Below are 24,164 nucleotides of genomic sequence, written 5' to 3'. Positions count from 1 at the left end.
CTGTCAGAAAATCACGACAGTAGATGTCAGGTTTCGCGGGTTCACTGGTCCTCACCAGCCCGAAGAACCCGAAAGGACCACCATCATGACCAACACCCAGCCCGCAGATCCCCGCCCCTTCTACACCGCGGCCACCCAATGGGTCGGCGACCTACTCGCCCACGTTCGCGATGATCAGCTCGACTCCCCCACACCGTGTGACGACTTCGACGTCCGCATGCTCGCCCGACACCTCAACGGCACCGCCCACCGGGCGGTCGCGCTCGCCGCCGGCGACGACGTTCTCGCCATTCCCAGCATCGACGAGCATCACGATGCCGCCACCTACGCCAACGCCACCGACCAGGCCGTGGCGCTCTGGTCCGACGACGCGAAACTCTCTGCACCGGTACGTGTTCCGTGGGGCGAGGTTCCGGGAGCCGGAGCACTGTGGGGTTACGTCAACGAAACCCTGGTCCACGGCTGGGACCTCGCCGTGGCCACCGGCCAGAACGCCGAGACCGAGCCGGCACTTGCCGAGACCACACTCGCGGTCGCACGACAATTCATCCCGGCCGAGATCCGCGCCGACGACGAGGTGCCGTTCGACGCCGTCGTCGAACCCCGCCCCGAGGCCGGCGCCACCGAACGGTTGGCGAACTGGTCGGGCCGTGAGTCCGCGCCGTGGACGCGTGCCTGACGATCACGCCGTGCCTGACGATCGCGCTCTGCCGCGTCGAAGATGTGCGAGCGTAGACCCCATGTCCTTCGACAACACCTATGTGCGGGCTTTCGCCGCGGCGCGCGTGGCTCGTCTGGCCACCGCGCGCGCCGACGGCACACCGCATCTGGTGCCGATCGTCTTCGCGCTCGATGACGAGCGTCTCGTCACCTGCGTCGACCACAAACCCAAACGCTCCCAAGCCCTCAGACGCCTGGCGAACATCGAGGAGAATCCTCGGATGTCGGTGCTCGTCGATCACTACTCCGACGAATGGGAAGAGCTCTGGTGGGTACGGGTGGACGGTCACGCGGTCGTCGTCGACGCCGCCACCGAGGAGGGGACGACGGCCATCACCGCGTTGGCGAGGAAGTATCCGCAGTATCGCGACCACCGCCCGCACGGCGCGGTGATCATCGTGACCGGTCTGCGCTGGCACCACTGGTCCGCGCAGACCGGCGCCGTCAGCCCGCGTTGACCTTGGGCAGGATTTCTTCGGTCAGTCGCTTCAGATCGTCCATCGTCTTCGAGGTCGGGACATCCCGGAACGGCGGCCACAACAGCGGCATCGTCATGCCGGCGTCCCGGTACCGCTTGAGGATGTCCTCGATCTGCTGAGCGGTTCCGGCAAGCAGATTGGACGCCTTGCCCGCCGGCGTCTGGTCGGTCGGCTCGTCGGTGATCACGAACCAGATCATGCTGCACATGTCGAAACCGTCCGGGAAGTCGTGTCCGAGTTCGTTGAGCTCTCGGCCGATCTCACCCTTCCATCTCGCGATGTCCTCTGGCGAATCCTGGATTCCGATCCAGCCCTGCAGTCCGTACTTGGCGATGCGACGCGCCGAACGTTTGGGGTCCTTGAGTCCGGAGAAGTAGATCGGCGGTCCGGGCTTCTGGATCGGCTTGTGCCCGAAGCCCGACAGCGGGAAGTCGGCGAACTCACCGTGGTACTCGAACAGGTCGTTGGACCAGATGCCCTGCATGATCTCGATCGTTTCCCGCACATGTCCGTGCCGGCGGGGAAACAGGTGGGAGACGCTGGCTGCAGCGAATTCCTCAGGCATCCAGCCACTTCCGATGCCCACGTTGAGTCGCCCGTTGGACAGGTGGTCCTGGGTGGCGAGCTCGGCGGCCAGCACGCCCGGCGACCGGTACGGGGTATCGATGATGCTCATACCGATCCGCACCTTGCTGGTCTTGGCGGCCAGCCACGGAATCAGCGGCATTCCCTGGAACCACTTGCCGCGTGAGATGACCGGCAATCCGTTGGGTAGATCGGCCATCATCCCGAACGAATACTCCAGTTCTTCGCGGTCGGACGCCTCGGGCACGACGATGCGGTCGAGGGTCCACACCGAATCGAAATCGAGGTCCTCGGCCAGCGCGGTGAGGTCTTCGAGCTCCTTGACGGTCACCTCGTCGCGGAAGTTGGGGAGATAGAGAGCGAGCTTCATCGGTCGGCTCCTGATCATTGGCGGTCGGTGGTCGCAACAGCGGTACACCCGCGACGCTAGTGGCGAATGCTCAACCCACCCTCAACGCTGTCTCAACAGATCCTCAACAGGTGGCGGGTCCACCTTCACCGACGTTGCGCCACACTATCTTCGAGCCATGAATGAGTGGCCTGACGGCTCCACCGAGCCACCACCCGTGCATGAGGCAGGGGTGCTGTGGGCTCCGTCGGCCGAGCGCATCGAACGCTCCGCCCTGCGTGCCTACCTGGACTGGCTGGAGCGCCGCGAGTCGCTGCGGTTCGCCGATCACGACGCCCTCTGGGACTGGTCGGTCGCCGACCTCGACCGATTCTGGACGTCGATCGCCGAGTACTTCGGTGTCGAGTTCTCGACCGGCCCGGCTCGCATTCGCACCGCCGATCCCATGCCGTTCACCCGCTGGTTTCCCGGCGCCAGCCTCAACTGGGCTCAGCGGGTGTTGTGCCACGGAGCCGACGACGACGTCGCGCTCGTATGCGTACACGAAGGCGATCCGACGCCGCACGAGATCGGTTTTGCCGAACTCCGCCACTCCGTCGGCGCCTTCTCCACCTGGTTGCGGCGTCATGGGGTTGGGGTGGGCGACCGAGTTGTCGCCTACCTGCCCAATACCGAACACGCAGTGATCGCGGCTCTCGCCAGCGCAGCGGTCGGTGCTGTATGGTCTTGCTGCTCACCCGATTTCGGCACAGATGGCACTGTCGGACGACTCGCACAGCTCGAGCCCACGGTGCTGATCGCCGTCGATGGCTACCATTGGAACGGCCGGGTGGTCGATCGCCGCGACGTGGTTGCCCAGCTGCGCATCGACCTGCCGACGGTGCGACACGTGATCACCGTGCCGTACGTGTTCCCCGCGCCCGCCGCCGACACCGCGGTGCTCTGGGACGATGTCGTCAACGAGCCGGGCGAGCTCACCTTCGAGCAGGTCGAATTCTCACACCCACTGTGGGTTCTGTTCACCTCCGGCACCACCGGCTCACCGAAGGGGCTCGTCCACGGTCACGGAGGGATCACTCTCGAGAGCCTCAAATGGTCCGGCCTGTATTGCGGGGTGAGACCCGGCGAGCGCATGTTCACCTACACCTCCACCGGATGGGCGCTGTGGAACATGCAGCTCGGCGCACTCACCCAGGGCGCGGGCATCGTCCTCTACGAAGGCAGTCCGAGCCATCCGGCGGGCGCGGTGTGGCAGGTGGCGGCGCGGACCCGCGCGGACGTGATGCTCCTCGGTGCAGCAGTCGTGACAGCCTCCATGCACAGCGAGGCCGCCGCCCGCCACGACCTCGACCTGAGCCGCATCCGGCAGGTGATGGTCAGCGGGTCGGCATTGGGCGCGGAGGGATATCACTGGCTGATGCGCACCATCGGACCCGAGGTACGCATCGACTCGACCAGTGGCGGAACCGATATCGCCGGTTCGTTTGTCGGGTCGAACGAATACTCCCCCGTTCGGGTCGGCCGCATCGGCGGCCGACTGGCCGGGGTCGACTGCGCCGCATGGGATGACAACGGCGCGCCCGTTGTCGGTGAGGTGGGCGAGCTCGTCGTCACTGCGCCGATGCCGTCGATGCCGGTTCATCTGTGGAACGACCCCGACGCCGCGCGCTATCTCGACACCTACTCCGACATGTGGCCGGGCGTGTGGCAGCACGGCGATTGGACCACGGTGCACTCCGACGGAAGCGTGGAAATCCATGGACGCTCGGACGCGACACTGAATCGTCACGGGGTTCGCCTGGGCAGCAGCGATTTCTACGATGTCCTCGATGGGATCGCGGCGGTCTCCGAGAGCCTGGTCGTCGGCGTCGATACCGCCGACGGCGGCTACTGGCTGGGCATATTCGTCGTCCCCGCAACCGGATTCGACGTCACCGATGCGCTCCGACATCAGATCGCCGACACGTTGCGTGACCGATTGTCGCCACGCCACGTCCCCGACGAGATCGTCGCGGCGCCGGCCATACCGCACACACTCAACGGCAAGAAGCTCGAGGTGCCCGTCAAGAAATTGCTCGCAGGACGCTCGCTGGAGCAGGCGATCAACCTCGCATCGGTCGACGATCCGGACGTCGTGCGGTGGTATGCGCGGTTTGCGAGCGAGCGGCGGGCCGTGTGGAACCGACCGGCAGCACCACGGTGAAGACCGCGCCGCCCGTGTCGGCGTTGGCCCCGGTGACCGTTCCACCCATGGCGCGCACCAGACCATGGGTCAACATCAGCCCCAGGCCGTAACCGCCGACGGGCGCGCCGGCATCCTCGGTGTCACGGGCCCGGGCGAACGGTGTGAACAGTCGCGGGAGGTAGTCGGCGGGGATCCCCGATCCGTCGTCGACGATCTCGATGACGACAGTCTCGGCTGTGGTCGCTGTGCGCACCTCGACGACACCGTCGCGTCGGCCGTAGCGGATGGCGTTGCCGATGATGTTGAGCAACACCTGATTCAGGCGTCCCCGGTCGACCAGCACCACGACGCCGGGCGGTACCGCCGACACGAGGGCGACTCCCCGGTCGGCTGCGGAAGCGGCCAACATCGGCAGGATCTCTTCCAGCGACTCGGCAATGTCCACCGATTGAACCGACAGCGGTAGCACACCCGCCTCGGCCCGACTGATGTCGAGGACGTCGGTGACGACGCGCAGCAGATGGTCCGCGGCGACATTGATCCGCGACAGCGCTTCTCCGCGACGCTCGGCGTCGAGATCGAGCGTGGTGAGCAATTCGGTGAACCCCGTGATCGCCTGCAGCGGTGTACGCACCTCATGACTGACCGACGCCAGCAGATCCGACTTCGCGGTGGCATGGTCTTCGGCGGTCTGCCTGGCGATTTCGGCCTCGAGTCGCGCTGCTCGCTCCGACTCCGCGGCCAGTCGCTCGGTGAGATCGACGAGGTTGAGGACGAGCTTGGCCGGCTGACCGTCTCGGCTTCGGACAACCGAGATCGAGGTCTCGACCGGTCGAGAAGCACCATCCCGGCGATGCAACTGCAGCTGCTGACGCGTATGCGTGTGCTGCCGTGCGACGTAATTCGCCGACCTGCGCTCCCGCTCCGTCCCGTCCGCGGAAACGAGGCCCCCGGGGATCACCGAATCCAGTGCACTGCCCATCAATTCGGTTGGCGCGTATCCGCTGACCGCCACGAATGCCGCGTTCACCCGCTCGATCGTGCCGTCGAGGTCCAGCAGCGCCTGGCCCGCCGGATTCTCGTCGAAGGTCCGGCGGAACAGTTCTTCACTCTCGATGAGATCGCCGAGTAGTCGTCGGTGTTCGATGGCCACCGAGGCGAGGTAGGTGAATCTGTCGACCAGACAGCTTTCTCGCGCATCGGGATGATGCGGAGTGTCGTGGTAGACGGCGAAGGTTCCGACCGTTGTCCCCGCCGGATCGGCGATCGGTGACGACCAGCACGACCGAAGACCGGCTTGCTCCGCGGCATGCCGATAGTCGACCCATCGTTCGTCGGTGCGCACGTCGACGGCGATGATCGGGATGCCGAGGTGAGCGGCGGTACCGCACGACCCCGCGCGCGGCCCCGGCGGCAGGCCGTCGATCGCGGCGAGATAGGACACCGGCAGGCTCGGTGCGGCACCGTGTCGTAGCACGGATGCTTCGGCGTCCACGAGCAGGACCGAGCACCTCGCTCCCGGGATGAGCTCCTCGAGCGCACCGATGATCGCGGTCAGGGTCTCCGACAGCGGGGCGTCGGCCGCGACGAGCTCCAGGACCTCGGCCTGCCGCTGCACCAATACCGGATAATCCGACGGCGACAGTTCGTCGTCGGGTCCCGGAACCCGGCTCCCCGACATCGATCAACTCGGCGCGGAGGTGGGATCGAACTGATACCCCACACCCCGCACCGTTCGGATGAGTGAATCGGTGCTCGCGTATCGGAGTTTGGTGCGCAACCGATGCACATGCTCGGTCACGGTCGGCTCTCCCAGCCACTCCCCGGTCTGCCACACCGAGTCGAGCAACTGGTGCCGTGTGAACACCTGACGCGGATTCTGAGCGAGGAACGCCAAGAGGTCGAACTCTTTGGCGGTGAGCGTGACTCGCTCACCGCTGACGGTCACCTCACGGCTGACGACGTCGATCACCAGCCGTCCGATCTGCAGCACGGGCGCGGACGTCGTCGGGCCGCGCCGGCGGAGCAACGATCGGACGCGTGCAGCCAGCTCGCCGGGAGAGAAGGGTTTCACCAGGTAGTCGTCGGCACCGAGGTCCAAACCACCGATCCGATCGGACTCACCGTTGCGCCCCGAGAGGATGATGACCGGCACATCACGCGGTGTCCCGGCACATCCGGCGCGGATCGCCTCGAGTACCGCCAACCCACCCACGGCACGCAACGACAGGTCCAGTACCACCAGCAGCGGAACCTCACGAGACATGACCTGCAGTGCCGATGCCCCGTCGTCGGCCTCCACCACCGCGTATCCGGCATCGCAGAGCTGCCATCAGACCACGGTGCGAATGCCGTCGTCGTCATCGACGACGAGGATCCGCTGCTTCGCGGACGCCGTATCGATCACCCGCGCCGAAGCCGTACCGCTCGCTGGATCGTCCACGTTTCGAGACTAAACAGCCGGCACCAGCCTGTGCGGTGAGAACGGGGAAAGCAGTCGAACGGGAACCAGCAGCATCCTGGGCACCGACACCCGCGTCGGTTCGGCGCGAGCGGGAATACCGCGCCGCTCCACCGGCGTTGATGCCATCGACGGTCCCAGAGTCTGCCCCGGGCCCCACCCCATTTGCCGCTTCGAGCGGCCGTTTGCCGAGAGGCGCATTGTCTGGGGCCGTCGCTCTCACAGAGACCGTGCCCGGACCGCCGACCAGCGGTCCGGGCACTGTGCTGTGACGATGTCGGTGGTTCGGGCGGTCATTCCGGAATCAGCGACGGCACCAGGAATCGGCGCACCTTCTCCTGCAACCGTTTCAGTGCGTCGTCGGAACCGTCGGTCTGGCTGATGTAGGCGATCTCGATCTCGGCGATTCACTCGCAAAGCAGTCGCACGTCGACGTCCTTGCGCATCTCACCGAGCATCTGCGCTTCGGTGAGGATGGGGCCCAGAGTTCGTAGGTGAGGTCGATGGCGGTTCCCGAGCGCCACAGCAGTTGCGTCGAGAGGGTCATTTCCTCCGGCGAGACGAGCAGATGCACCATCGGATCACGCCGACCACGGCGCACATTGTGGCCGATTCCCTCGACGATCTTGTCCTCGAGTGTCCGGCAGTTCGCGATGTAGGACCGTGCGGGTTCGATGTTCATCCGCGCACGACGGGTCACCGAGGCCATGATCAGACTCTCCCGGTCGGAGAAATGCCGGTACACCGTGGCGCGCGACATCCTCGCGGCACGGGCCACATCTTCCATCGTCGTCTTGGTGATGCCGAATCGCTCGAAACACATCTCGGCCGCACCGAGGATGGTGTTGGCGACCTCGTCGACCCCAGTCCCGGATCCTCCAGACCCGGACCCCGCAGACCCGCACTCCGTCGCGCTCAGGACCGGACCTGGGTGACGGCGTCGGAGGAGGGTGCGCCGGACGCGACCGGACCGGAGGCGACCGCAGCTCCGGGCGCGAAGGCGGGCAGAACGAAGCGTTGGGAATCGGAGTCCCCTGGACGGTGTTCGTGCTGACACTGCACATCGGTTGGAATATCGCGACGCCGATCGCGCTGATCGAGTCGTCGCAGGGGGCGCGCGCCGCACAGCCATGGCTGCGACGACGTGGTGCGGTCTGCACAGCGGTGGCCGTCGTCGTCGGCGCGGTCATCGTGTTCGCCACCAATTACCCCGCCTATGGCCACTTCCTGGCTTCGCCGGCACAGGTGGGGACGTGCCTGCTCATTGCGGCAGTCCTCGTGGCTGTCGCGCTCCTCGGCCCGTCGGCGGTGTCGCGGCGGAGTGGTCAGGTCGACCGGGGTGAGCGATCGTCCCGCAAGACCTTGTCGCCGTGGATCCTGTTCGCGCTGACGCTGATCGGTGGTGCCGTGTTCGAACTGGGACGCCGCGCCGACGGCGCAGCACTGGCCACCTCGCTGATGCTCATCGCGATCGTCGCGGTGCTGACCCTCCTCGGTATCGCGTCACGATGGGTGGGTTGGTCGTCGCACCACCGCTTCGCCGTGGCGAGCGCGTTGCTGTTCACCTACAGCTGGAACGCATTCGTCTCCACCGCAACCTTAGGATCGGCGGACGCGTTGGCGTGGATCAGCGACGTCATCTACCTGCTCGCCGCTGTGGCGATCGCGTGGCGGTGTCGCCCGCGCGTCCGATAACCCCGTCCAGAACCCGGCCGCCCGCCCCCTGCCATTCTCACTCTGTCAACGACGGCTCATCTGCGGTGGACAGCGTGAGTACCGCCTCCACGATCGCGTCCTGCTCCTCGATCTCGGCCTCGATGCGGCGCAACAGAACCGCGACGTCGTGCTCTCGCAGATCGCCGCGGATGTCGATGGCGGCGACGAGGTAATACTGGACCGGCCCAACGTATTCGATGTGCAGATAGGTGACGCGGTCGATGTCCGGGTGGTCGAGGAGCCGACGCAACATCGCCTGCCGGGTGGCGGGCAAGGCACTCTGCCCCAACAGGAATTCGCCGTTACGTTTGATCAGGAAGATCGCGATGACGCCCAGCAACAGGCCCACCAGGATCGAACCGACCGCGTCGTACACCGCCGACCCGGTGATCTCGTGCAGCGCCATCCCGGTGGCCGCGATCGCCAGGCCCACCAAAGCCGCGGCATCCTCGGCGAACACCGCGCGGAGCGTGGTGTTGGAGGTACGACTGACAAAACGTAACGGGTGCATCGAGATTCGTCGCCCGCCCGCACGGGCCTGCCGGATCGATTGGATGAACGACGTCGCCTCCAGAACCGCCGAGATCGCCAACACGAGGTAGCCGACGACGTAGTCGGCGTCGGGCTCGGGATGCGAGAGCGAGGTGATGCCATGCATCACCGACACCGCAGCGCCGACGGCGAACAAGCCGAAGGCGGCAAACATCGACCAGATGTAGGTTTCCCGGCCATGGCCGAACGGATGTGCCCGATCACGCCCCAGGCCACCACGCCGTTCGGCGATCAGCAAGAACACCTCGTTGCCCGCATCGGCCCACGAGTGCGCCGACTCGGCGACCATCGACGCCGACCCGGTGATCACCGCGGCAACGGTCTTCGCCACGGCCACAAGGATGTTCATGGCGAAGGCGATGATCACGGTGACCATCGACTCCGATTGCGCCCCACTCGCGCTCGCCCGCAAAACATCGTCGGCTCGGTCTTCGACTGCCATCTGCCGATCGTCTCACATTCGGCTCGACGACCCACCGACCACGCAACGAGCCGCACACCACCAGCCGGGTCTCAACGGGTGGTGGTGTGCGGCGATCATCGATTCAGTCTCGGTCCTGTGGGAGGGCGATCAACCGAGGCTGAAGGGCTTTCCGTAGAAGGTCGTGATCTGTTCGGCATTGGCAGTGACCACGGTGACCTTGGCGTACGAGCGAGCCTGAGCGTATCCACCGCAACCGTTAACCTGGATTGTCTCATTGACGTAGCTCAGCTTGGCTGAGTCAACCCCCTTGAAGCCGACGGTGGTGCTGTGCTTGTCGGCACCGAAGTCGTCGGCGCTTTCCACGTCGTTGACGTAGACATTGGCTGCCTGACCGGGACCGATGGTCAGCTGACCGCCGGCACCTGCGGTGGTGGACGATGCCGTTCCTGTAGTCGTACTGATGGTGTCCCCACCAGAGCCGGAGCCGGATGCACCAGAGATATTGATCTGGCATCCGACGATGTAACCGGCCTGCACCTTGATCTTCTTCGCCTTGGTACTGGTGTGCACCTCATAGCTCGCCGACACCCACGCGTTGCGATGCAACGGCGTTCCCCCGAGCGACGGGTTGATGTTCGCCGTTTCACCGGTGCGGGTGACGGTGACGACTGTTCCGTCACCGAGCCGCTGGGTGTCGGTTTGCGACGGCAGTGCAACATGCACGTCGGCGGCGGCCACGCCGGCCACCGACAACACGGCGGCGGCACCGATCGCCGCGGGCGCGCTCAATACGATGAGACGCTTGAAGGTGATGGTCATGTGTCTTCCCCTCGGAAGTGATGAGGCGTCGACGAAGCCGACGCGAGGATGTCGTTGGCTTGCGTCAGCCGATCGAGAACGGTGCGCCGTAGAGGTTAATCTTGCGATGGTTGTTGCCGGTGGTTTCCACAGTCACGAACGAGCGGGCTTGCGCATAACCGCCGCAATTCTGAATCTGCAACTGCGCGCGGTCATAGTCGAAGTAGTAGGTACCCGACTTCTCAATGTCTTTGTAGTCCAGCTGATAGAACACGACCTGGCCGGGCGCGACGGGAATGTTCGCGGTTCCAGTTCCACCAAGGGTGTCCTTGACGACGTCCAAACTGCCCGAGAGACCAAGTGTTGCGTTGCTGATGTTGACCTGGCAACCGATGATATAGCCAACCGACAACGTCGCGGCCGCACCATCAGTGGAGGTGCCGTTTGAACCGGGCAAGGTCGACTCGCCGGCCGGACCGTTATTGGGGCCCGCGGGAGAAGCCTTCAGCCCGTCGGCCTTCAGGACGATGTTCGCACTGACCCATGCGGTGCGGCCCAGGCCGTTGTCGGCGAGCGATGGCGAGATTTGTGCGGTCTCGTGGGTGCGCGTCAAGGTCAGGCCGTCGCCTTGAGCGGTGCCATTGGGCAGTCGGACGAAGGCATCGGCGTGGGCGGGTGCTGCGACCGCGAGTCCCACACCCAGCGCCGCGGCGCCAGCGACCGCCGCCCGCGCGGCAATCGGACGCAGCCGTGACGTAGAGGTGCTCATGTTTTCCCCTCGGAGAAGATGTACCGGGTGGCCGCGGGTATCGGCGACCGAGCGAAGCGTAGAGGGCTAAGAGATACGGAGCCGTAACGCTGAGATGTACGAGCGGAGTCGATCGCACTACCAAGAAGCAAACCCCCAAGTCGCCGAAAGTTGTTGGGAAATAGAAATGTACGACTTGTCGCAGTTTGTCGATTCACAGGAACCGGTGTCCCGGGCCGACCGCGTACGCCCACATCGTCGGCGCGATGGCTCTACAGTCATCGAGTGCCCATGCGTATGTTCTCCCCGTCGATGCGACGGTGGTTCCTGTCCGACATCTCTCCCGAACCCGCGGGCTTGATGGGGCCGTACCGGCGCACGAACACCGAGACGAAAACCCACTCGTGGTGGAAGGTGATGTGCCTCACGGGTGTCGACTACTTCTCGTCGCTGGGGTACCAACCGGGCATCGCAGCGCTGGCCGCCGGCACCATCGCACCATTGGCCACGATCGTGCTGGTGGCCCTGACGCTGTTCGGCGCGCTGCCGGTGTATCGATACATCGCCGCACGTTCACCGCACGGCTCCGGGTCGATCGCGATGCTCGAGCGACTCCTACCGTGGTGGGGCGGAAAGGTATTCGTCCTCGTCCTGCTCGGATTCGCGGCCACCGACTTCCTGATCACCATGACACTCTCGGCGGCCGACGCCACCGCGCACTTCATCGAGAATCCGTTCGTTCCGGACATTTTCACCGGACACAACGTCGCCATCACCCTGGTGTTCCTCGCCTTCCTCGCCGCGATCTTCTTGCGCGGCTTCACCGAGGCCATCGCGGTCGCCGTCGGGCTCGTCGCAATCTACTTGGCGCTCAACGTCGTGGTCATCGCCGACGGTTTGTGGCGCATCGCGACCTCGCCCCACGTCGTTGTCGACTGGAGCCACGCCATGACCGCCGAACACGGCAGTCCGTGGATGATGATCGCGATTGCGCTGCTGGTGTTCCCGAAACTCGCACTCGGTTTGTCCGGATTCGAGACCGGTGTGGCGGTGATGCCCCAGATCGACGGCTCCCCGGACGATCCGCCGGATCGCCCGACCGTTCGTATCGCCGGTACCCGCCGACTCCTGACCACCGCAGCGGTCACCATGAGCATCCTGCTGATCACCAGCAGCCTGGTGTGCACGATCCTCATCCCGGAGAAGGCGTTCGACGTCGGCGGCCAGGCGAACGGACGTGCGCTGGCGTTCCTCGCCCACGCCGACCTCGGCAACGCCTTCGGCACGGTCTACGACATCAGCACGATCCTCATCCTGTGGTTCGCCGGGGCGTCGGCGATGGCCGGACTGCTCAACCTCGTCCCGCGCTACCTCCCGCGGTACGGCATGGCACCGGACTGGGCGCGCGCCAACCGTCCGTTGGTGGTCGTGTTCATCCTGATCGCGGCAGGCGTCACAATCTACTTCGACGCCTCGGTCGACAAACAGGGCTCGGCATACGCGACCGGTGTGCTGGTGCTGATGACCTCGGCCGCCATCGCGGTCATGCTCTCGGTACGCAAACATCGCCGGCGCGTCGCCACCATCTGTTTCGGCGGTATCGCCCTGGTGTTCTGCTACACCACCGTCACCAACATCATCGAACGCCCCGAGGGTGTGCAGGTCGCCGCGTTCTTCATCGCCGCGATCCTCATCCTGTCGTTCGCATCCCGGGTCAGTCGCTCGTTCGAGCTGCGCAGCGGGGAGATCACCTTCGACGAGACTGCTCAGCAGATCATCGACGGTGCCGCACTGGCCGGCGAGATCCACATCGTCACCCACGACCCCGACGATCGCTCGCTGGTCGAGTATCGCGAGAAGGAACTGCAGCAACGCGCCGAGAGCCACATCCCCGACGCCGATCAGATCGTGTTCCTGGAGGTCAACGTCACCGACTCATCGGACTTCGTCACCGACCTGGAAATCCACGGGCGCTATCACGAGGGCGGCTTCCGCATCCTGTGGGTGAGCTCGGCGGCGGTACCGAACACGATCGCGTCCACCCTGTTCGCCATCCGTGACTGGACCGACCTCGTCCCCAACGTCTATTTCGAATGGAGCGAGGACAATCCGATCGTCAACATCTTGCGCTTCTTGTTCATCGGGCAGGGTGAGGTGGCGGCGGTGACCCGCGAGGTGGTGCGTCGGGCCGAGCCCGATGTCGCACGCAGGCCCGTGATTCACGTCGGCTGACGCTCCACACCATCCCGTGGATACCGCGGGCAATCCGTGACGCGCAGCACACCGAACCCCTGATGTCCGTCCATCACTGACATCGAGGAGCAACACCATGCGTTCACCAGCCCGCCTCGCACTCGGATTCGCCGTCGCCACCGCGGGAGCCGGCGCGATCGCCTTCGCCGCCGCACCGCACGCCGCAGCCGCTCCGATGGTCTGTCCGGCCCTGCCGGGCCAGACCGCCTCCAGCGAGAGCTGTTCGGCCAGTGCATCGAACACCGGTCTGAGCCTGGCGATCACCGCCGACGGCGGCCACGCCAGTTCCACCGCCACCAACTACGCCGGGCCCGCGGCGATCGCCATCGGCCCCAACGCCTCGGTCACCATGACCGGGGTACGACCCGGACTGGCTATCGGCATCGCCGGACCCGGCGCTTCGGTGACCGTTGACGGTGTGCACGGACCCACCTGCACCGGAACCGGAATGGCCTTCGCCGGCGACTTCCAGACACTGCAGGGTTGCTGGCGTTAGTCGGGTTACCCTGCCCACCATCGGATGGGGGCGATTCCCGACAAACGAGGCGCTTTACCCGATCGTCGAGGTGCGACGAGCCGCCAGGCGAGGAGCCTCGAGACGCGGCGAGACAACGCCGGACCTGACTGGCCGGTGTGGCAATAACCGCCGATTACGAATATAACTTCCACACAATCGGCCCAAAAACCCCGATTTTCGGGGTCGCCCACCCGCTCCGGTGGAAACCATATTCGTAACCGGCGCATACCAGCCCTGTCGCACAGTTGGTCTCGACACGCGACGTGCTCGCTCGGCGCTCCTCGACCATCGGATGGGGACGGCGACCCCGACCACAACAACCGTCCTCGACCATCGGAGGGGGGTGATCCCCGACAAACGAGGCGCTTCACCCGATCGTCGAGGTGCGACGAGCCGCCAGGCGAGGAGCCTCGAGACGCAGCGAGATAACGCCGGACCTGACTGGCCGGTGTGGCAATAACCGCCGACTACGAATATAACTTCCACACAATCGGCCCAAAAACCCCGAATTTCGGGGTCGCCCACCCGCTCCGGTGGAAACCATATTCGTAACCGGCGCATACCAGCCCTGTCGCACAGTTGGTCTCGAGACGCGACGTGCTCGCTGCGCTCGCTCGGCGCTCCTCGACCATCGGATGGGGACGGCGATCCCGACCACAACATCCGTCCTCGACCATCGGAAGGGGACGATTCCCGACAAACGGTGCGCTTCACCCGATCGTCGAGGTGCGACGAGCCGCCAGGCGAGGAGCCTCGAGACGCCGCAAGGCAACGACGCAACGAATCCCCCACGTAGCAACAACTGACGACAACGAAGTGTGGATGTCGAAGGGGTGCGGCGACACGACACATGACAAACGTCATGGACGATCGATGACATCTGCTCTGGGGACGGGCGGGGCGTCGACGGCACCGTGAGATGCATGAACACACCAGCAATCCGCACGAGAGATCTTCGCAAGACGTTCCGGGGCGGGGACGGCGGTCGGGTCACCGCCGTCGACGGCCTCGATCTGACCGTTGCACCGGGAGAGGTCGTCGCCTTCCTCGGCCCCAACGGCGCGGGTAAGACCACGACGATCGACATGATCCTCGGCCTGACCCAACCGGATTCGGGCTCGGTCGAGGTGTACGGGCAGGGCACGCGGTCTGCGGCTCGCGGCGGACGTATCGCCGCGGTGCTCCAAAACGGTGGTCTGCTGCCCGATTTCACCGTCGAAGAGACCGTCCGCATCATCGCCTCGTTGCACGGCCGCGGCGCCGACGCCGAGTCGGCGATGGCCCGTGCCGACATCGCGCATCTGGCCGGACGCAAGGTGTCCCGCTGTTCCGGCGGTGAACAGCAGCGGCTCAAGTTCGCGCTGGCGACCCTGCCCGACCCCGACCTCATCGTCCTCGACGAACCGACCGCGGGCATGGATGTGGAATCCCGCCGGAACTTCTGGTCCGCCATGCGATCCGATGCCCGACACGGACGCACCGTCGTGTTCGCCACCCACTACCTCGACGAGGCCGACGACTTCGCCGACCGCATCATCATGATCGCGCACGGTCGGATCGTCGCCGACGGCTCCACCGCGGAGATCCGCGCGATGGCCAGCCGACGTGTCGTCTCGGCGATCGTGGACGAATCCGAACTCGCCGCCGTCGCACGCGCCATCGACGACCTCGAGGTCGTCGAACGCCGAGGCGGGCGAATCTACCTGTCCGCCAAGGATTCCGATGCACTTGCCCGCGCCCTGCTGACGGGCACGAACGCCCGCGAGGTCGAGATCGCCACGCACAACCTCGAAGACGCGTTCCTCGCCCTCACCTCCGCTGCCTGACTCCACCACCCTTCGACAGAAAGCTCCCGCCATGACCACCGCCTCGGCCTCGTCCGCCGCACCTCGATCGGCGTCACACGACACCGCACTCCGCGGATTCCTTCCCGCGCCCCTGTACATGCGCACCGACATCCGCCGCGTCCTACGCAATCGGCGTGCCCTGGTTTTCACCGTCGCCATGCCCGGTCTGCTGTATCTCGTTTTCGGCGCTACCCAGAAGTCCTCTGACACAGTCGGTTCGGGCAATGTTGCGTTCTATGTCCTGATCGGCATGGCCGTCTACGGTGCTGTCCTCGCCGCCGCCTCCAACGCTGCGTCGGTGGCACTCGAACAGCAGGCCGGCTGGACGCGCACCCTGATGATGACGCCGCTGCAACCCACCGGATACGTGGCCACCAAGGTGTGCGTGGCGTTGGCGATGGGGGCGCTGCCGATCCTGGTGCTCACGGTCGCCGGGGTCGCCACCGGCGCGCACGCCCCGGTCGGGGTGTGGATCGCCTGCCTGCTGCTCGGATGGATCGGCGCATCGGTGTTCGCCGCCTTCGGTCTGGCCGTGGGCAGCATCATGAAATCCGACGGGGCGATGCAGGTGATGGGCGGCGTGTTGGCACTGTTGGCCTTCGCCGGCAACGTGTTCGTCCCCCTCAAGGGCGTCATGCTGACCATCGCGCAGTTCACACCGATGTTCGGGGTCGTGACGCTCGCGCGGTATCCGCTCGATCACGGTGTCACCGTGTACGGCACCCACATCTCGCTCTGGGTGACCGTCGCCAACGTGATCATCTGGGCGGTGATCTTCGCCTCGACCGCCTCGTTCTTCTACAGTCGCAGTACGGCACGGCAGTGATCGGACCGTCGACCAGCAGAATCCGGAGATGATGAGCAACCGCACGAACGACCGGTGGGCACCCTGGCGCAACCTGCGCTGGGTGTTCACCGCCATCTGGATGTTGTTCCTGGCCTACCCGATCGGAGCGGTCGCCACCTCCGACCACGGCCACACCGCCAAGATCGTGGGGCTCGTCCTCATCGGACTGTTCGCCGTGGTCTACCTCTTGGCGTCGGTGTACCTACTCACCGGTCGCACCGAGGTCGAACCGCGTGGCGTATGGATCTTCGTCGTTCTGCTCATCCTGGCCGCGGGCCTGCTGCCCATCATCGGCGAGAACACCTTCGGCTCAGCACCTTTCCTGATGGTCGTCGCCGCCTTCAGCTTCCCCACCCTGTGGGCGGCGATCACCGTGGCCGCGTTGATCGTCGCGTCGATCGCGGTGCCGACGATCGCCGGGTGGGAGGTCGACGGCAGCGTCGTGATCATCCTGGTCGCCGTCGGATTCACCATGCTCGGTTTTCGCGCGCTCGCTGTTCGTGAGGGCGAACGCGAACGCGCCGAGGAGCGCCAGCGTGAGCTCAATTCCGAGTTGGCGGTGGTCGCCGAACGTGAGCGGGTGGCCCGCGACGTCCACGACATCCTCGGACACTCGCTGACGGTGATCACCATCAAAACCGAATTGGCCGGTCGCCTCGTCGATCTCGACCCGCAACGCGCGAAAGATGAGATGGCCGAGGTCAATGCGCTGGCCCGCTCCGCGCTCGCCGAGGTCCGGGCAACCGTCGGAGCTCTGCGCACCCCGGACCTGCCGAGCGTGATCGCGTCCGCACAGAGCGCCTTCCGTGCCGCGGATATCACTGCGACACTTCCCGATCCGCAGACCGCCACCCCGCATGGGGAGCTGTTCGCGTGGGTACTGCGGGAAGCCGTCACCAATGTGGTCCGCCACAGCCACGCCACTCATTGCGACGTCCGGATCGAGGACGCCACACTGACGGTGCACGACGACGGGTGTGGACTCGGCGCAGCTGTTCCCGGCAACGGCTTACGCGGACTGATCGAACGGGTGGAGTCCGCGGGTGGCACCCTGACGATCGAATCAAACACGGGCGGAACAACGTTGACGGCGGTGGTCGACGATGAGTGAACCGATCCGCCTGCTGCTCGCCGACGATCAGGCCCTGGTACGTGGCGCGCTGGCCGCCCTACTCGACCTCGAGAGCGACCTCGAGGTGGTCGCCCAGGTGGGGCGCGGCGACGAGGTCGTCGACGCCGCGCGCGAACACGCCGCCGACGTGTGCCTGCTCGACATCGAGATGCCCGGCACCGACGGCATCGAGGCCGCGGCCGCCCTGCGACGGTACCTGCCGGGGGTGCGTTCGCTGATCGTCACCACCTTCGGCCGCCCGGGGTACCTACGACGCGCCATCGACGCCGGCGCGTCCGGCTTCGTCGTGAAGGACACTCCGGCAAGCGAACTGGCCGACGCGGTGCGTCGAGTACACGCAGGTCTCCGCGTCATCGATCCCACGTTGGCCACCGAAAGCCTCACCAGCGGCGACAATCCGCTGACGCAGCGCGAATCCGAGGTGCTGCGCGCAGCGTTGTCGGGCGCGACAGTGGCAACCATCGCCACGCAGGTCCATCTGTCGGCCGGCACCGTGCGCAACCATCTGTCGTCGGCGATCGGCAAGACCGGCACCGCCACCCGCGCCGAGGCCGCCCGCGTCGCACGCGAACGCGGCTGGATCTGAGGCGGCCGGGCGCTGTCGGCGGACTGGCGGGCGCGCTCGGCGGGCCGAGGTCAGCCGAGGTCGACGTTCAGGCCGCGCAAATACGCAGCCTGACCGACGTGTTGGGCGTCGTCGTCGAGGATGCTCACCAGCCGCACCCCCAGGGTCACCGGCGGATCCCAGTTGTCGTCGATGACCCGATCGAGGTCTCCATCGCCGACACGGGCGAGGTACTCGATCGTGGCGTCATGGCTCGCGTCGTAGTAGCCCAGCAGCAGATCGGCGGGTCCGACGACGCGGAGGATGTCGTCGGGGCTCTGCCCATACCCACTCGCCGACGGCGGGAACGGCAGCGCAAAGCGCTCATACCAGCCCTGCGAGGTCCAGATCTGATCGGTGCCCGCGACGTCGGCGATCTGCGCATCCTGCACGCGCGCGAGATGCCACACCAGCCAGGCGATCGTGTTCGCGCCGGGCGCGGGCTGCCAGGACAGTCGTAGCTCCTCGATCCCGTCGAGCACGGCGTGCACGTTCTCCTTGACGCGTCCGAATCCGTCGGCGAGTACTTCGGTGGCTCTCATGCCTCCACACCTACTCCGGTATTGCACTCCGCGCATGCATGTACGGCAGAAACCCTTGTCGACGCCCGCGCAAACTTTTGCCTCGCGCCGATCCCAACCCTGGTCACCGGCGGTCGCGTTGCCCACCATGGGCGGGGTGTCCGACTCTGCCTCGTCCCTGCACCGACGTCCGATCCGGTTCAACGCCTTCGACATGAATTGTGTTGCGCACCAATCCCCCGGGCTGTGGCGCCACCCCGATGACCGCTCGTGGGAGTACAACACTCTCGACTATTGGGTCGACCTGGCGATCCTGTTGGAGAGCGGCGGATTCGACGGGTTGTTCATCGCCGACGTCCTCGGCACCTATGACGTCTATGGCGGCACCGACGAGGCCGCGATCCGGCAGGGGGCGCAAATCCCCGTCAACGATCCGCTGTTGCTGGTGTCGGCGATGGCGTATGCGACCGAGCACCTCGGATTCGGGATCACCACCGGCACGGGATTCGAGCATCCCTACCCGTTCGCCCGGCGGCTGTCGACGCTGGATCACCTGACGCGCGGTCGGCTCGGCTGGAATGTGGTCACCGGCTACCTGCCGTCGGCGGCCCGCAACATGGGCGCCGCCGATCAACTCGAGCACGACAGCCGCTATGACCACGCCGACGAGTACCTGACCGTCCTCTACAAACTGTGGGAGGGCTCCTGGGAATCCGACGCGGTACGCCGCGACCGTGCCGCGGGCGTGTTCGCCGATCCCGACAAGGTCCATCACATCGGTCACCGCGGCGAGCACTTCACGGTGCCCGGCATCCATCTGTCCGAGCCCTCCCCACAGCGCAGCCCGGTGATCTACCAGGCCGGCGCGTCGGTGCGCGGCCGCCGGTTCGCCGCGGCCAACGCCGAGGCGATCTTCGTCGCCGCACCCACCAAAACCATTCTGCGCGAAGTGGTGTCGAAGATCCGGGAAGAACTCGTCGCCGCCGGCCGCGACCCGTACGACGCCCGCATCTACACCTTGTTGACCATCATCACCGACTCGACGCCGGAGGCCGCCCGCGAGAAGGCCGCCGAGTATCGGCGTTACGCCAGCGACGAGGGGTCGTTGGTGTTCATGTCGGGATGGATGGGCCTGGACCTGTCCTCCTACGATCTCGACGAACCCATCGGCAACGTGCACAGCAATGCCATCCAGTCCGCTGTCGCCGCCTTCGCCCAGGCGGACGAATCGGGCCACGAGTGGGCGGTCCGCGACATCGCCGCATGGGGCGGCATCGGCGGGATGGGACCGGTGCTCATCGGGTCGGGTGATGAGATCGCCGAGGCCCTGCAGGGCTGGGTCGACGACACCGACGTCGACGGCTTCAACGTGGCCTACGCCGTCACACCCGGGTCCTTCGCCGACATCGTCACCCACGTCATCCCGGCCCTGGAACGTCGCGGGGTCTATCGTCGCCAATACACGCCGGGTACGTTGCGTCACAAGCTGTTCGGACGTGGCGATCTGCTCCCCGACAACCATCGGGGTGCGTCGTTCCGTGTCGGCGGCGCGAATTCGACCATTGACGACTCGGTGCGCGCTGCCGCGCGTGGGCGGGTGCCGACCCGATAGCCGTCGCCCGCTCCGCGCGTCGGCGGCGACGCCTATCGCCCATCATGCGGTGCCGGCGTCATAGGGTGGCGTGGTGAGCAGCGAGCGCGGCGCGACGCCCGACAGTCCGGACAAAGCCGCCCGAAGGCGACGGGTACCGCGAAACGGGCACGGCCACAGTCACTCCCATTCACTGAACGACATCGCTGCCGACCTGACACCCATGGCGCGACGCATCGTCATCGGTGCACTGAGTGTGTTCGGACTGGCGATGATCGCCGGAATCGTGCTGCTGTGGCCCTCGGGGGGTGAGCACCCGATCCCCGCACAGTTCCGGGGTGCCGACGGCGGTGCGATCCACGCCGTCGACGGCAAGATCGTCAGCCAGACCCGCGGTGATTGCCTGAATCAGATGGTCGGCACGATCGCCGACACCGCCGACATCCCGATCTCCGGCGCGGGCACCGGACCCTGTATCGAGAGCGTCGTGTCGATCACCTCCGGCTCCGATTCCGGGAAGTACACGCTGCTGGAGGTACCCACCAACCGGGCGCAATCCGGCAGCGGGCCCGACTCGTCTGCGCAAACCCTCGGCGCGCCCGACGATCCACAGCCCGGTCAGCCGACCCTGCACATCGGCGACGCGGTCCGGATGAGCACCACCCCCGGCCCCGACGGCCAACCGCGCTACACGTTCTTCGACTTCGGCCGGACCACCTCGACGATCGTGTGGGCGATCCTGTTCGCGGGTGCGATCATCCTCGTCGCCGCGTGGCGCGGACTGCGGTCGTTGATCGGACTCGTCTTCGCCTTCGTCGTGCTCGGTGCCTTCACCCTGCCCGCCATCCTCGACGGCGAATCGCCGGTTGCGGTCGCGGTGGTCAGTTCGGCCGCCATCCTGTTCGTCGTGCTCTACCTCGCGCACGGCATCAGCATGCGGACCAGTTCGGCCCTGCTCGGAACGCTGATGTCGTTGCTGCTGGCCGGGGTGTTGAGCTGGGCGTCGATCACCACCATGAACCTCACCGGACTCTCCAGCGATCAGACGACGAATCTGCAGGTCTACCAGGGGGGCATCTCGGTCAGCGGTCTGCTGCTTGCCGGTTTCATCATCGGTACGCTCGGTGTGCTCAATGACGTGACGATCACCCAGGCGTCGGCTGCGTTCGAACTCGCCGCGGCCGGGGAGCCGAGCCGCCTGGCCACCTTCCGCGCGGCCATGCGGGTGGGACGCGATCACATCGCGTCCACCGTCTACACCCTGGTGTTCGCCTATGCCGGTAGCGCTTTGCCACTGTTGCTGTTGTTCTCGGTGGCGCGCCAGCCGTTCGGTTCGCTGCTGACCAGCGACACCGTCGCCGTCGAGTTGGCGCGATCGTTCGTCGGCGGTATCGCCATCGCGCTGTCGGTGCCGCTGACCACCGGGATCGCCGCGGCCCTGGCCCGACCGTCGGGTGCGCGCGCCGCCGAAGGCCCAGCCGCCGAGGTCTCCGGCACCCCGAGAGTTGACGCGCCGCTCACCGACTCACGAACAGCGCCGGCACAATCGGCGTCATCGCGACCTGCCTCCCCTCGTCCCGAGCCCACACGGCGGCCACCGGCACGAAGGGCACCGGGACCACAGGCCCCGAAACCACAGGCAACGGTTCGGGACGCCCCGAGCCCACCGCCGTCACGGCGTGCACCGGAGCCGCCACCACGAACCGGCCGGCACTCGATGCCGGACTGACTCAGCGCACGCGAGATCAGCCCAATCCGCACTGTCCGGTCGGGATGGTGGAGAGATTGCGTCCGAGCCAGTCACCGATCTTGGTGAGCATGGCGGTGCCATCGGAGAACTTGCCGCTGCGCGGAACGGCGGCCATCGACACGGCCACCTGACCACCGGGAACGGTGAGGATGCCCAGTTGACGCACCAGGAACGCCGACGACGTCCCGGTGCCCGGGCCCCAGCCGCCCTTCACGGCCGTGGCGCTCACCTTCTGGTTGGTCCGGGCGAGGTTGGCCACGCCCCATCGTTGGTTGGGTCCGACCGCACCCATCAGGGCCAGCAGCCGATCGGTGCCGGGCATACAGGGCAGGTGTGCCCCGAATATCGCCTGATCGGCCAGTGCCCACATGGTGTAGCCGGGGTAGGACGTCGCCGAGTCGAGCTGTGAGCTGACGTGGGTGTTGAGGTCGTGGCCTTCGCGCAGGACCGCGGTCACCGCATCGACCGGTGTCGCGCCGGGACCGAGCTGGGTCCAGAGATCCCCCGCGGCGTCGTTGTCGGACACCGTGATGGCCTTGGTCTCGTCGTCGACCACCGCCGAGCCGAGCCGACGTTCGGCGGCCAGCGACACCGGGACCTTCAGCGTCGACCACGCCCGTCCTGTGGTGAAGGTACCCAACGAGATCACCGAGTCCGACCCGACCGGCGCGAGAGCGAGGCCGATCGCGCCCGGGGTGGTCTTGGCCAGCGACTTCTGGAACGGCGCAAAGGACTTGGTCAACGCCTCCTGCGGCGGCACGGGCGGGGTCAGCCACGTCCGCAGCGGTTCGGGCAGGGGCGGTAACGCGGGCATCGCCGGAACGGGGAACGGCAGCGGCGCGGCACCTGCCACGCCTGCTCCGGCGAGACCGGCGCTCGCCACCACCAGCGTCGTCGCACACGCCACGGCCCATCGCTTCCACAACGCCACACAAGCCTCCTGAGTCACTTCAGTAACATCAAGAACTCTAACGGCCTGCTGGACACCACCGCGTGCCCGGCCGATCAACCGAGACCGCACCGTGTGCGGGCCGTGACCGGGACACCGGCGGCGCCGAACGATCGGTATCGAGCAGCGGTCGGGGTCAGCTCGTGGTGATCAGCGGTCGGGGTCAGCGGCACCGGCCGCGTGGCAGGGCGGCGATGTTCTGGTTCAGCCAGTTGCCGAGGGCGTTGAGCGCCGCGGTGCCCGACGACATCGACCCGCCGACGGCGCTCATCGCCACCGCGCTCTGCTGACCGTCGCGGTAGGTGAGGACGCCGATCTGCCGCACCAGGTAGGCACCGTCGACGCCGGGGCCCCACCCACCTTTGACGGCGGTGGTCTTGGGGATCTGCATGATCTCCACACCCCACTGCTGGTTGCCGGCGACCTGGCCCATCAGCGAGAGCACGTGACCGGTGCCCGGCATGCACGGCAGATGTCCGGCGAATGTCGCCGCATCCGGCAGCGTCCAGCGGGTCTGCCCGAAGATCGTGAAGCCCGAGCGCAACTGCTGCGAGGGCACCACGGTGTTCGGGTTGCCGCCCTCGCGCAGCACCGCGGTCACCTTGGCCGACGCCTCGGTGTTGCTGCCGAGTGACGCCCAGAGTTGTTCGGCCGCTTGGTTGTCGGAGTTGATGATGGCGTTGCTCTCCGCTGTGGACGTCCCGTTCTCGCGTTCGGCGGCCACGGCGAGCGGCACCTTGATCGTCGACCACGCCACGCCGGGATCGCGGTCACCGAACAGCAGGCTCGCCGTCGCATTCGGGCCGACCGGGGCGACCGCGATGCCCACCCGCAGTCCGGTCCCTGCGGCGACGCGTCGGAATCCCGCGGCCAGAGCGGGATTCGCGCCGGCGCTGGGCTGCGTCGACGATGCCGACGCCGAGGCCGATGACGAGGGCGAGGGCGAGGGCGAGGCGTACACGGTGACAGTGGATCGCGGCGCGGGCGACTCCGCGGTCGCGCAGCCGGTCATCACCATCACCCCGGCAACGGCCAGCGCCACGCCGGCGACCGACACGCTCACCGCTCGGCCACGTCGCTTCCCCATCGACACTCCCCTCACCTGCGTTTCCCGGTCACCGGTCGCCGCCGCCTGC

21 protein-coding genes and 2 pseudogenes are annotated in these 24,164 nt (G+C 66.5%); 12 read left to right on the top strand and 11 right to left on the bottom strand.

Annotated features, from left to right (window positions below; translation table 11 throughout):
• The first annotated feature begins 85 nt into the window (after positions 1-85).
• A complete protein-coding gene (locus tag AC5ZH6_RS07960; protein ID WP_288338043.1) occupies positions 86-679 on the top strand; it encodes a TIGR03086 family metal-binding protein in 594 nt (197 codons plus the stop codon).
• 61 nt (positions 680-740) lie between these two features.
• Positions 741-1,178 (top strand): TIGR03668 family PPOX class F420-dependent oxidoreductase, encoded by a 438-nt coding sequence (locus AC5ZH6_RS07955; protein ID WP_288338042.1) that lies wholly within the window; start codon positions 741-743, stop codon positions 1,176-1,178.
• Here AC5ZH6_RS07955 and AC5ZH6_RS07950 read toward each other — a convergent pair.
• A complete protein-coding gene (locus AC5ZH6_RS07950) occupies positions 1,165-2,154 on the bottom strand; it encodes an LLM class flavin-dependent oxidoreductase (protein WP_265077813.1) in 990 nt (329 codons plus the stop codon). The genes AC5ZH6_RS07955 and AC5ZH6_RS07950 overlap by 14 nt on opposite strands.
• A gap of 157 nt (positions 2,155-2,311) precedes the next feature.
• On the opposite strand from AC5ZH6_RS07950, the gene AC5ZH6_RS07945 reads away from it, so the two are divergent.
• The gene (locus AC5ZH6_RS07945; protein ID WP_288338041.1) at positions 2,312-4,336 is read left to right on the top strand and encodes an acetoacetate--CoA ligase; all 2,025 of its coding nucleotides are present in this window, start codon (positions 2,312-2,314) and stop codon (positions 4,334-4,336) included.
• On the opposite strand, the gene AC5ZH6_RS07940 is transcribed toward AC5ZH6_RS07945, so the two are convergent.
• From AC5ZH6_RS07940 to AC5ZH6_RS07925, 4 genes and pseudogenes are all read right to left on the bottom strand, one after another.
• Positions 4,236-5,999: a sensor histidine kinase gene (locus tag AC5ZH6_RS07940; RefSeq protein ID WP_288338040.1), complete on the bottom strand. Its 1,764-nt coding sequence runs from the start codon at positions 5,997-5,999 to the stop codon at positions 4,236-4,238. The genes AC5ZH6_RS07945 and AC5ZH6_RS07940 overlap by 101 nt on opposite strands.
• 3 nt (positions 6,000-6,002) lie before the next feature.
• Positions 6,003-6,266 (bottom strand): winged helix-turn-helix domain-containing protein, encoded by a 264-nt coding sequence (locus AC5ZH6_RS07935; protein WP_288338046.1) that lies wholly within the window; start codon positions 6,264-6,266, stop codon positions 6,003-6,005.
• Positions 6,267-6,362: 96 nt separating this feature from the next.
• Positions 6,363-6,629, bottom strand: a pseudogene (locus AC5ZH6_RS07930) (response regulator transcription factor); the annotation flags it as partial.
• Positions 6,630-7,072: 443 nt separating this feature from the next.
• A pseudogene (locus AC5ZH6_RS07925) lies at positions 7,073-7,602 on the bottom strand (TetR/AcrR family transcriptional regulator).
• Between the two features lie 224 nt (positions 7,603-7,826).
• Between AC5ZH6_RS07925 and AC5ZH6_RS07920 the strand changes: the two are divergent.
• Positions 7,827-8,474 (top strand): hypothetical protein, encoded by a 648-nt coding sequence (locus tag AC5ZH6_RS07920; RefSeq protein WP_288338039.1) that lies wholly within the window; start codon positions 7,827-7,829, stop codon positions 8,472-8,474.
• Between the two features lie 37 nt (positions 8,475-8,511).
• On the opposite strand, the gene AC5ZH6_RS07915 is transcribed toward AC5ZH6_RS07920, so the two are convergent.
• The 3 genes from AC5ZH6_RS07915 to AC5ZH6_RS07905 form a co-directional block, all read right to left on the bottom strand.
• Positions 8,512-9,423: a cation diffusion facilitator family transporter gene (locus AC5ZH6_RS07915; RefSeq protein WP_288338045.1), complete on the bottom strand. Its 912-nt coding sequence runs from the start codon at positions 9,421-9,423 to the stop codon at positions 8,512-8,514.
• A gap of 195 nt (positions 9,424-9,618) precedes the next feature.
• A complete protein-coding gene (locus AC5ZH6_RS07910) occupies positions 9,619-10,290 on the bottom strand; it encodes an MspA family porin (RefSeq protein WP_288338038.1) in 672 nt (223 codons plus the stop codon).
• 64 nt (positions 10,291-10,354) lie between these two features.
• Positions 10,355-11,038, bottom strand: coding sequence for an MspA family porin (locus AC5ZH6_RS07905; RefSeq protein ID WP_288338037.1), 684 nt, complete (start codon positions 11,036-11,038; stop codon positions 10,355-10,357).
• 270 nt (positions 11,039-11,308) lie between these two features.
• Between AC5ZH6_RS07905 and AC5ZH6_RS07900 the strand changes: the two genes are divergently transcribed.
• The 6 genes from AC5ZH6_RS07900 to AC5ZH6_RS07875 all read left to right on the top strand — a co-directional run bounded on the left by AC5ZH6_RS07900 (position 11,309) and on the right by AC5ZH6_RS07875 (position 18,199).
• Positions 11,309-13,249 (top strand): APC family permease, encoded by a 1,941-nt coding sequence (locus AC5ZH6_RS07900; protein WP_496169192.1) that lies wholly within the window; start codon positions 11,309-11,311, stop codon positions 13,247-13,249.
• Between the two features lie 97 nt (positions 13,250-13,346).
• The gene (locus AC5ZH6_RS07895; protein WP_006370958.1) at positions 13,347-13,766 is read left to right on the top strand and encodes a hypothetical protein; all 420 of its coding nucleotides are present in this window, start codon (positions 13,347-13,349) and stop codon (positions 13,764-13,766) included.
• A gap of 944 nt (positions 13,767-14,710) precedes the next feature.
• Positions 14,711-15,613: an ABC transporter ATP-binding protein gene (locus AC5ZH6_RS07890; RefSeq protein ID WP_496168877.1), complete on the top strand. Its 903-nt coding sequence runs from the start codon at positions 14,711-14,713 to the stop codon at positions 15,611-15,613.
• A gap of 31 nt (positions 15,614-15,644) precedes the next feature.
• Positions 15,645-16,460, top strand: a complete 816-nt coding sequence (locus AC5ZH6_RS07885; protein WP_006370956.1) for an ABC transporter permease — start codon at positions 15,645-15,647, stop codon at positions 16,458-16,460.
• 28 nt (positions 16,461-16,488) lie between these two features.
• A complete protein-coding gene (locus AC5ZH6_RS07880; protein WP_006370955.1) occupies positions 16,489-17,592 on the top strand; it encodes a sensor histidine kinase in 1,104 nt (367 codons plus the stop codon).
• Positions 17,585-18,199, top strand: a complete 615-nt coding sequence (locus AC5ZH6_RS07875) for a response regulator transcription factor (RefSeq protein ID WP_006370954.1) — start codon at positions 17,585-17,587, stop codon at positions 18,197-18,199. The genes AC5ZH6_RS07880 and AC5ZH6_RS07875 overlap by 8 nt, the downstream gene beginning before the upstream one ends.
• A 50-nt stretch (positions 18,200-18,249) precedes the next feature.
• Here the strand turns inward: AC5ZH6_RS07875 and AC5ZH6_RS07870 are convergent, their stop codons facing one another.
• The gene (locus tag AC5ZH6_RS07870) at positions 18,250-18,759 is read right to left on the bottom strand and encodes a mycothiol transferase (RefSeq protein WP_006370953.1); all 510 of its coding nucleotides are present in this window, start codon (positions 18,757-18,759) and stop codon (positions 18,250-18,252) included.
• Between the two features lie 127 nt (positions 18,760-18,886).
• Here AC5ZH6_RS07870 and AC5ZH6_RS07865 point away from each other — a divergent pair, with 127 nt between their 5' ends.
• Positions 18,887-20,350, top strand: a complete 1,464-nt coding sequence (locus tag AC5ZH6_RS07865) for an LLM class flavin-dependent oxidoreductase (protein ID WP_020171967.1) — start codon at positions 18,887-18,889, stop codon at positions 20,348-20,350.
• Between the two features lie 70 nt (positions 20,351-20,420).
• On the top strand, positions 20,421-22,058 hold the full coding sequence (locus AC5ZH6_RS07860; RefSeq protein WP_020171968.1) for a YibE/F family protein: 1,638 nt from the start codon (positions 20,421-20,423) through the stop codon (positions 22,056-22,058).
• 16 nt (positions 22,059-22,074) lie between these two features.
• On the opposite strand, the gene AC5ZH6_RS07855 is transcribed toward AC5ZH6_RS07860, so the two are convergent.
• Positions 22,075-23,010, bottom strand: a complete 936-nt coding sequence (locus AC5ZH6_RS07855) for a serine hydrolase (RefSeq protein WP_020171969.1) — start codon at positions 23,008-23,010, stop codon at positions 22,075-22,077.
• A 181-nt stretch (positions 23,011-23,191) separates the two neighbouring features.
• Positions 23,192-24,115 (bottom strand): serine hydrolase, encoded by a 924-nt coding sequence (locus tag AC5ZH6_RS07850; protein WP_231386712.1) that lies wholly within the window; start codon positions 24,113-24,115, stop codon positions 23,192-23,194.
• Positions 24,116-24,164: the final 49 nt, after the last annotated feature.

The organism is Gordonia sp. YC-XJ4, from assembly GCF_059511865.1.
The sequence above is the reverse complement of the archived record's forward strand: the minus strand, read 5'-3'. Positions and strand labels throughout refer to the sequence as shown.

Excerpts from the sequence above, each read along its gene's own strand:
- AC5ZH6_RS07960 (WP_288338043.1), top strand. The coding sequence starts at position 86 with ATGACCAACACCCAGCCCGCAGATCCCCGCCCCTTCTACACCGCGGCC.
- AC5ZH6_RS07955 (WP_288338042.1), top strand. The coding sequence starts at position 741 with ATGTCCTTCGACAACACCTATGTGCGGGCTTTCGCCGCGGCGCGCGTG.
- AC5ZH6_RS07950 (WP_265077813.1), bottom strand. The coding sequence starts at position 2,154 with ATGAAGCTCGCTCTCTATCTCCCCAACTTCCGCGACGAGGTGACCGTC.
- AC5ZH6_RS07945 (WP_288338041.1), top strand. The coding sequence starts at position 2,312 with ATGAATGAGTGGCCTGACGGCTCCACCGAGCCACCACCCGTGCATGAG.
- AC5ZH6_RS07940 (WP_288338040.1), bottom strand. The coding sequence starts at position 5,999 with ATGTCGGGGAGCCGGGTTCCGGGACCCGACGACGAACTGTCGCCGTCG.
- AC5ZH6_RS07915 (WP_288338045.1), bottom strand. The coding sequence starts at position 9,423 with ATGGTCACCGTGATCATCGCCTTCGCCATGAACATCCTTGTGGCCGTG.
- AC5ZH6_RS07910 (WP_288338038.1), bottom strand. The coding sequence starts at position 10,290 with ATGACCATCACCTTCAAGCGTCTCATCGTATTGAGCGCGCCCGCGGCG.
- AC5ZH6_RS07905 (WP_288338037.1), bottom strand. The coding sequence starts at position 11,038 with ATGAGCACCTCTACGTCACGGCTGCGTCCGATTGCCGCGCGGGCGGCG.
- AC5ZH6_RS07900 (WP_496169192.1), top strand. The coding sequence starts at position 11,309 with ATGCGTATGTTCTCCCCGTCGATGCGACGGTGGTTCCTGTCCGACATC.
- AC5ZH6_RS07895 (WP_006370958.1), top strand. The coding sequence starts at position 13,347 with ATGCGTTCACCAGCCCGCCTCGCACTCGGATTCGCCGTCGCCACCGCG.
- AC5ZH6_RS07890 (WP_496168877.1), top strand. The coding sequence starts at position 14,711 with ATGAACACACCAGCAATCCGCACGAGAGATCTTCGCAAGACGTTCCGG.
- AC5ZH6_RS07885 (WP_006370956.1), top strand. The coding sequence starts at position 15,645 with ATGACCACCGCCTCGGCCTCGTCCGCCGCACCTCGATCGGCGTCACAC.
- AC5ZH6_RS07880 (WP_006370955.1), top strand. The coding sequence starts at position 16,489 with ATGATGAGCAACCGCACGAACGACCGGTGGGCACCCTGGCGCAACCTG.
- AC5ZH6_RS07875 (WP_006370954.1), top strand. The coding sequence starts at position 17,585 with ATGAGTGAACCGATCCGCCTGCTGCTCGCCGACGATCAGGCCCTGGTA.
- AC5ZH6_RS07870 (WP_006370953.1), bottom strand. The coding sequence starts at position 18,759 with ATGAGAGCCACCGAAGTACTCGCCGACGGATTCGGACGCGTCAAGGAG.
- AC5ZH6_RS07865 (WP_020171967.1), top strand. The coding sequence starts at position 18,887 with ATGGGCGGGGTGTCCGACTCTGCCTCGTCCCTGCACCGACGTCCGATC.
- AC5ZH6_RS07850 (WP_231386712.1), bottom strand. The coding sequence starts at position 24,115 with ATGGGGAAGCGACGTGGCCGAGCGGTGAGCGTGTCGGTCGCCGGCGTG.